Below are 8,387 nucleotides of genomic sequence, written 5' to 3' on the forward strand. Positions count from 1 at the left end.
TGTACATCTTATTGTTTCATAAAAATTTATTGATATAATAATAATGTTAAAATTTTTCTCTCATCGGGCAAAAAATATAACAAATTATAAAAATATTTATTAGAAAAACTTAATAAATAGAATTAGATTATCATAATGTGGACGCAAATAATAATGATGTAGAGGAATGGTTATCTAATCAGGGCATAAAGTCTACGAAAGATATTGAAGTGCCCAAGCTTCTTTTTAACCAAGTAATTGGTCAGGAGAAGGCCGGAGAGGTAATTAAAAAAGCGGCCATCCAGAAAAGACACGTCCTTTTAATTGGGGAGCCAGGTACTGGAAAATCAATGCTGGCGCAGTCCATGGTTGATTTTCTCCCCAAGGAGGATTTAGAGGATATTCTGTGCTTTCCAAATCCAGAGGATCCAAACAAACCCAGAATTAAGACCTTCCCAGCCGGAAAGGGTAAAGAAATTGTAAAACAGTATCAGATAAAGGCCGAAAGGGAGAAAAAAGATCGTTCAAAAAGCTTACTTTTTATTGTATTTTCAATCATACTTTTAGGAATAATCCTGGCAATAGTTCTATACAAAAGCAGCCCAAGCACAGCCATAGAAATATTATTCTTTGCCATAATTGGTGCCGCGTTTATATACATATTATTGGCCATGAATCCTGCTGCCGCCAGAATTGAACGTGTTATGGTTCCAAAAATTCTGGTCTCACATAATCCCAATGATAAGCCCCCATTTATAGACTCTACAGGTGCACATTCCGGTGCACTTTTAGGCGATGTGAGGCATGACCCATTTCAGTCTGGTGGTCTTGAAACACCTGCACATGAGAGGGTTGAGGCTGGAAATATCCAGAAGGCAGACAAGGGAGTTTTGTTCATAGATGAAATAAATCTATTAAGACCAGAGGATCAGCAGGCATTATTAACCGCAATGCAGGAAAAGAAATTTGCAATTTCCGGGCAGAGTGAAAGAAGTGCAGGTGCAATGGTTCAAACAGAGCCAGTTCCATGTGATTTTGTTCTTGTTGCTGCAGGTAATCTTGATGCAATAAAAAATATGCATCCAGCACTTAGATCAAGGATACGTGGATATGGTTATGAGGTTTACATGAATGATACAATGGATGACAATGATGAGAACCGCAGAAAATTGGTTCAGTTTGTTGCGCAGGAGGTTGCAAAGGATAAAAAAATCCCACCCTTTGACGCTGCTGCAATTGTTGAAATAATAAAAGAAGCACAGAAGCGTGCAGGAAGAAAGGGAAAATTAACATTAAGATTAAGGGAACTTGGTGGCCTTGTAAGAATCGCTGGCGACATTGCTGTGAGCAAAAAGGAAACAATAGTAACAGCAGAGGATGTAAACGCTGCAAGAGATCTAAGCAAGCCTGTGGAACAGCAGATAGCTGACAGGGCAATAGAAGTTAAAAAATTATACAAAATGTTTACCGGTCAGGGATCCGCAGTTGGAAAGGTTAATGGCCTTGCCGTTATGGGTTCCAGCGAAATGGCGGACTTTACAGGAGTGGTGATGCCAATAGTTGCAGAGGTTACACCGGCACAGCACCCTAATAACGGTACAGTTTATGCAACAGGTAAACTTGGAGAAATAGCAAAGGAAGCTGTTCAGAACGTGGCCGCCGTAATTAAAAAAATCAGCGGCAAAAATATTTCAGATATGGATATACATGTACAATTCATAGGTACATATGAGGGTGTGGAGGGCGATTCTGCAAGTGTTTCAATAGCCACCGCAATTATATCTGCAATTGAAAATATACCAATTGATCAGACCGTTGCAATGACCGGTTCATTAAGCGTCCGTGGCGATGTTCTTCCAGTTGGTGGAGTCACCGCAAAGGTTGAGGCTGCAATAGACAGTGGATTATCAAAGGTAATAGTCCCCCTTGCAAATTACAATGATATTATACTTGATGAGGCTCATAAGGACAAAATAGAAATAATCGCTGCCGCAACAATAGATGATGTACTTTCAAACGCCCTTGTTAAAGGCCCAGAAGAAGAACAGTTCCTTGAAAAGGTTAAAAATATAATACATCCTGTATCAAAGGAGATAACAACATCGAAGAGGCCAAATGCGGTATAAGATAGATTATATAAAATTTAATAATTTTAATTTTGATTTAATATTAAATTTTATAAAATCAAGAAATAATTTTTTTCAGGTTGTGGATGCAAAAAGCATTATATCTGAGTTGCAAATAATTAATGCCTTAAAAAAAACAGATCGCTATTTCAGGCATAATAAAAGAATTAAAATTAAATCAAATATATTTTTAATGTACCTTGGTTATACAACACAGATATCAAGTGCAATAGATCTCAACGGGATACATCGGGATTCTGAAAACGGTATTGTAATTTACGAAAAATCCAGCGATTTTGAAAACTTTTTAAATCTGGGTGGAATGGAAAAATCAACTTTTAAGCTTCCGTATGATAAGGCGGAGTGCGATAAAAAGGTTTTTATGGATATGGCGTATATCGATTTGCTAATTTAATTATAAAACCTCTGTCTGCTTATATATTTTTAATATTCTCATTAAATCATCCTTTTTTACGGAAAAATCAATTATTGGTTTTCTTATTGCATAGGATGCAACTATATTTCCAAGTTTAACCGAATCCTCAATATTAAAATTATTGTAAAGCCCAAAATAAAAACCTGCCCTAAATGAGTCACCTGCGCCAACAGTATCGTGTATATCCTTTGTTAAATAGGCATCAAAATGTTTTTCACCATCCTTTGAGTAAATAACAGACCCGTGGCTGCCACATGTTACAATAATGTAATCCAAATAATTTAATAAGTCATCCTTTGTATGTTGCACCATTTTTAATAAATAAGAAAATTCATTATTATTTATTATCATTATATTGGATAAATTAATCATGGCCATGGCAGTATTTTTTGTATACATATACCATGTTTCCTGACCAGGGTCAAAAACAATTTTTGAATTTTTATTTTTTTCGGCTATTTTTATGTATTCCTCTGCAGGTCCTGTTCCAAAATGTATGTACCTGTAATTATCGTATTCAAAATATTCAGAGGGTTTCCATTTTGTGTATACCGGACCCTGGTACATGTATGCAATCTGTTCTTTTCCATCCGACGCTATGTAACAAATTGGTCCCGTGTCATCATCAAAAATTTTTATGTGTTTATAGTCTATATTCCGCTGCCGGAGAAAATCAAGAAATCCACTATGGGTTGATCTGGAAACAGCAGCATAAAGATCATAATCCACCCCGAGTGATTTTGAAACAAATGCAAAATTACCTGCTGTACCAGCGTAAACATTATTTAAATTTTTAACACTGGTTGCCTCACCCGGCATTGGTAAATTTAAAACACCAAGTTTTACATCTATATTTAAATGGCCAAAGAAGGAGAGAAACTTCATTACAACAATATCATTTCATTATATTTAATATTTATAAATTATTAATTATTATTTTATTGTAAATCTATTATAAAAATTATTAAAAATTTTATTATAATCTGTATATATAGTTAGAAAAATATTTATGGAAATAATTAATATTATTATATAAATGGATAAGAAAAATTTGTTCATAGTTTTAAGCGTAATAATTGCGGTATTAATTATTTTCCCATTGGTATCCATTGCATATCCCTATGAAAATCCCAATCATGATGTAATTGTACATCATGATATTAACATACCAAAACAATTTAATCTAACAATAATATATAAAAACGGAACCAACCCAGTGTCAGGTCAGCAGTTTAAGGCCAATATTACATATGATGGCCGAACTCAAACCTACACGGGCATCACAAGTGCAAACGGTAGCTTCACATTTAGATTACCGCAGGCAGGTCAGTATAAAATTACAACGAAATTTTATAATTATTCCACATCAACAATAATAAAAAATGTAACTGGAAGCACGTATGTTAATGATAACGTTGCACTGCTTAAAGATTTTAATTATACTGTTGAGTTGAGAAGTTTTCCATTAAATGGAAATGAATCAGTTAATATTAAAGGATTTACAATATTCAGGGATGGGGAAGATATCAAATATAATGTTCAATCGAATAATTCAGGCACATTCTTTAATTTTAAGGCCCCTGAGGGGAATTATACTTTTACATACAATAATAAACATTATGTCAGCACATCTTTTATTAAATATATACATTCAAATGGCACATTTGTTAAAAATATAACAGCATACCTCCTCAATGTTTCATCAAATCTTTCAGTTATTTATAATGGTGTTAATGTTATCAGCAATAACACCTTTCTGGCCAGTGCGGGTCTGAATTCATTAAATGTTTATTATGGAAATATACTGGTTAAGGTGATTAACATTGATTTAAACTCAACAAATCCATATAAGTATTTAAGTATAACCGATGCCAATGCCTCAGTACAGCTAACCCAGGATGTATATACGGTTTCAAATAATATAACCACAGTTACCTATAATACGACATCAATAAATGGTGTATTGATAAAATTCAACTTCCCATATGACCTTAATAATTCAAGCATATCAGTTAATGGGAAAACAATTGCGTTCAATGTGAACGGAAATAATTATTCACCAAATTCTGGATTATATGAAAATGGTCCAATTAAGGTGGTTACCAAAACTCCCGGAATTATTAGTCCAGAATCCTCAAACGGCAAATTAACAAACGGTATGCTTTATTACCTCAAGATTTCATACACCACAGAGAGTGAGGTGGAAAAATAATGATTTTTAAAAAGGATAAAAAAAGTAATAAAGTTATTGAGCAAACAGTGATTAAAATAAAAACAGTTGATGACATACCTGTTATTAAAGAAATGCGTAAAATGTTGGGCAATGGCAAGGTTAAGGATGCAATAATTTTCGGATATAATTCAGTGCTTTCAGATTATATTAAGAGTTTCGATGGAAGCGTGAAGAAAAATGGATCAAGCAGGGAGTTTATAATAAATCAGCTCAACAATCTTGGAATAAAGGTTGAACCAGGTGAGGGTCTGGTTAATAATAATAAATTAATTGAGGCGTTAAATGGCATAGATGTGCCAGACAAAAAGGATAATACAAAACAGAATATTAATCAGCTTTATGCTTTAAAAAAACTTGCCGTTTTTTACCTTAATTATTATGAACCGGCCAGATATGGTATTTTCGATGAAAATATAAATTCAGAGGAGATAATATCCAAAATTAAGGATGTTTATAATTATATGGATATCATGGCATTATTTTATAACGATCAACAATGATGTATACTATACTATTTCTTGACATAATTTCGCTTTTAATCAAAAGATCATCCCTTATTTTTCTTTATCCTCTTTTAATTATTATTGTTGTTATAATTGTAATTGGTTTTAATTCCGTAATATATAAGTATAAAGATCCAGAAAACTCTGTAAAATCTGAAAAATTTAATATACCACAAAATCAATTTATTCATGAATATACAATGATCAGTTCAAAAAAGTATGAAGATTACATATCAAAAATGTCAAATGATGTTGATATGGTTTTAAACGAGGTAAAAAATTTTAGAAAATTAATGCAGAAATATGAAAAATATGCAGGATTGGCATCCAGTTCAACAGGCAGGCGCAGGCAAAGATTTATAAAAAGGGCAGAATATTATTCTGTTCAGGTAATAGAAAGCTATGAGAGATTAAAAAACATTAAAATGGATATCATAAATGAGGAGGCGTTTGAGGAATGGAGGCAGAGAGTATATCATTAATAGATAGATTGAATGATATAAACGATTTAATAGGTGATAAGGTAATAGGTTCCAGGAGAATAGTAAGGTTCATGTTTATATCATTGCTTACCGGTAATCATATATTACTTGAGGGGGTTCCAGGACTGGCAAAAACAATGCTTGCCGATGAATTCTCAAAGCATCTGGGCGTTGAATTTAAAAGAATACAGTTCACACCGGATATGTTGCCATCAGATATTACCGGCAATATGGTATACAATCTGGAATTGAAAAAAATGGAATTCCGGAAGGGTCCTGTGTTTGCGAATATTATACTTGCAGATGAAATTAACAGAACACCTCCAAAGGTTCAATCAGCCCTTCTGGAGGCAATGGAGGAAAGGCATGTGTCAGTCTATGGTGTAACATACCCCCTGCCGAGGCCATTTTTTGTTATAGCCACACAAAATCCTGTGGAGCAGGAGGGCACATTCCCACTTGCAGAAGCTTTAATGGATAGGTTTCTTTTTAGATATTTTTTAACCTATCCCTCACAGGACGATGAATTAAAAATACTGGAATCAACCAGCAGGAATAACAACCTGGAATATTATAAACTGGGTGCTGATAATATTGAGTTTCTAAAAAATGAGGTTAAAAATGTTTATGCATCACATGACATAATGGAATACATTGTAAACATAATAAGGCAGACAAGGGAAAATTCAATGGTTTATCTTGGTGCAAGCCCAAGAACCGCTGTAAAATATCTAAGTGCTGTTAAGGCAAATGCACTTATTAGCGGAAGAAATTATGTTATACCTGAAGATGTTATATATATGGCCCATGAGATATTTAACCACAGATTAATACTTAGACCTGAATCACTAATTGATGGAGAAAATAATTATCAGGATATATTATTCAGGGTTATAGATAATATTTTATCATCCGTTGAGGTTCCAAGATGATAAAAAAGCTTGGGTATGTAATTATAACTGCAATTCTATCCGGTCTGCTGGAATCAATAATTATAGGATATTCAGGATACATAATATTCACTTTAATTTTGTTTTTTATTGTGTCTTCAGATATAATTTTCTTTAATTATTCCTCGGCAAGATATCTGTCAAATATAGATATAAGGAGGGAGGTTAATACACGAATATTCAGGAAAAATAAAACATTTGAAATTAATATTGTGTTTAAAAACAATAACAATAACGATGTAAGCTTCTATTTTTTTGATGAGGCCCTTGACATTTTAAATATATCAGAGAATCACTCTGGAATTATTAAAATAAGGAAAAAGTCCACTGTAACAAAAAAATATGAAATCACGCCCAGATACATCGGGAAATATTCACTTGGTGATATAACCATAATCATGAGGGATATTTTCGATCTGGCATATTCTGAAAGAAAATACTGTAATACCATGGAAATTAAAATATATCCATCAGCCAATGATATAAGGTCTCAGAGAACAGAAATGCTAAGCAGTTTTATATATACATACGGAATCCATTACTCAAAAAAGGCAGGCCAGGGCTATGACCTCTACGGTATCAGGCCATATACTGAAAATGATGATTTCAGATACATAGCTTGGACAAGATATGATGAGTCCAATGATATATTAATGGTCAAGGAAATGGAGGAGGAAAGAGAAATAACTGTAATATTTTTACTTGATTACAGCAATTCCATGAATTTTGGTGGGGATGATAAAATATACGATAAAACTGTAACAAATATAATAAATGCAGCATATTATATGGTAAAAAACCGTGATAATGTTGGATTTTTTATATATTCCAGCGAACACAATTATTTTATAAAACCGGATAAAAGCGGAAATAGTATTAAGGATTTTGAAACCAAAATAGCATCAATACTTCCCGGTGGAGATTTTGATTTTGAATCTGCAATAAAAATACTTAATAAAAGAACAGGAAAAAAACCATTAATCTTTGTAATGACCGCATCAGATATAAATATAAAAAAGCCAGAATATGCATTTAATGTTATTATGTTTATTATAGACCACACATCATTCTATAATTATAATCCAAGTGAACCACTGCAGGATTTGTTAATGAGGGGGCTCTATTCATCACAAATTTCAAGGCTCAGGCTTGTCAGAGGTAGTATTATAAGAATGGGTTACAGGGCAGATGTTGTTCAGGATAAAACCATGCTGCCCAAGATAATGGAAGAGTATAATTATGCAAGAAGCATCAATCTGGGGGCGGTTTAAATAAGAATCAACAACCTTATATTATATCCCATTTCTGTATTCATATTTGCCCCACAGATTTTTATAACCTATTTTTTATTATTACATACATACTCTATCCTGGATATTGAAATATTCATAATATTACTTCTATTTTATTTATTTTTCCATTTTATAAAAAAATACAGGTATTATTTTGCACTGGCATTTTTGGTTTATCTTTTACTGACAATAATATCCATGAATCCCATTCTATTTATGAAATATAAATTATTATATAATTTTTTTATGTTATTTCCAGAATTTAAGATAAATACTGGATTTTTGTTAACCCTTGCACTGCTAATTGACATTGTTCTGATTATACATGGTATTACCTCCAGTTCATTCGCGGGCGTCATTGGATCCTTTGTATCCTCAGCGGGAAC

9 protein-coding genes are annotated in these 8,387 nt (G+C 32.9%); 7 read left to right on the top strand and 2 right to left on the bottom strand.

The annotated features are described in order from the left end of the window. Positions 1–137: 137 nt before the first annotated feature. Positions 138–2,105, top strand: a complete 1,968-nt coding sequence (lonB, locus tag QXW15_RS03855; RefSeq protein ID WP_342789998.1) for an ATP-dependent protease LonB — start codon at positions 138–140, stop codon at positions 2,103–2,105. Then, the gene (cgi121, locus tag QXW15_RS03860) at positions 2,095–2,520 is read left to right on the top strand and encodes a KEOPS complex subunit Cgi121 (protein ID WP_342789999.1); all 426 of its coding nucleotides are present in this window, start codon (positions 2,095–2,097) and stop codon (positions 2,518–2,520) included. Before lonB ends, cgi121 begins: the two co-directional genes overlap by 11 nt. Here cgi121 and QXW15_RS03865 read toward each other — a convergent pair whose 3' ends face one another. Then, entirely contained in the window at positions 2,521–3,426 is a 906-nt protein-coding gene (locus QXW15_RS03865) for a nucleoside kinase (protein ID WP_342790000.1), read from the bottom strand. It lies immediately after the preceding gene. 151 nt (positions 3,427–3,577) lie between these two features. Here QXW15_RS03865 and QXW15_RS03870 point away from each other — a divergent pair, with 151 nt between their 5' ends. From QXW15_RS03870 to QXW15_RS03890, 5 genes are read left to right on the top strand one after another with little or no spacing between them, the layout of a single operon-like run. Next, positions 3,578–4,753 (top strand): hypothetical protein, encoded by a 1,176-nt coding sequence (locus QXW15_RS03870; protein WP_048100886.1) that lies wholly within the window; start codon positions 3,578–3,580, stop codon positions 4,751–4,753. Next, positions 4,753–5,274 (top strand): hypothetical protein, encoded by a 522-nt coding sequence (locus tag QXW15_RS03875; RefSeq protein ID WP_052656652.1) that lies wholly within the window; start codon positions 4,753–4,755, stop codon positions 5,272–5,274. The genes QXW15_RS03870 and QXW15_RS03875 overlap by 1 nt, the downstream gene beginning before the upstream one ends. Then, a complete protein-coding gene (locus QXW15_RS03880) occupies positions 5,274–5,759 on the top strand; it encodes a hypothetical protein (RefSeq protein ID WP_048100887.1) in 486 nt (161 codons plus the stop codon). The genes QXW15_RS03875 and QXW15_RS03880 overlap by 1 nt, the downstream gene beginning before the upstream one ends. Beyond that, entirely contained in the window at positions 5,735–6,691 is a 957-nt protein-coding gene (locus QXW15_RS03885) for a MoxR family ATPase (protein WP_048100888.1), read from the top strand. The genes QXW15_RS03880 and QXW15_RS03885 overlap by 25 nt, the downstream gene beginning before the upstream one ends. Continuing rightward, positions 6,688–7,980: a DUF58 domain-containing protein gene (locus QXW15_RS03890; protein ID WP_342790001.1), complete on the top strand. Its 1,293-nt coding sequence runs from the start codon at positions 6,688–6,690 to the stop codon at positions 7,978–7,980. The genes QXW15_RS03885 and QXW15_RS03890 overlap by 4 nt, the downstream gene beginning before the upstream one ends. Before the next feature lie 194 nt (positions 7,981–8,174). Here QXW15_RS03890 and QXW15_RS03895 read toward each other — a convergent pair. Then, a partial coding sequence (locus tag QXW15_RS03895; RefSeq protein ID WP_342790002.1) for a hypothetical protein occupies positions 8,175–8,387 on the bottom strand: 213 nt, incomplete at its 5' end.

Source organism: Acidiplasma sp., assembly GCF_038728925.1.
Classification (GTDB): Archaea; Thermoplasmatota; Thermoplasmata; order Thermoplasmatales; family Thermoplasmataceae; genus Acidiplasma; species Acidiplasma aeolicum.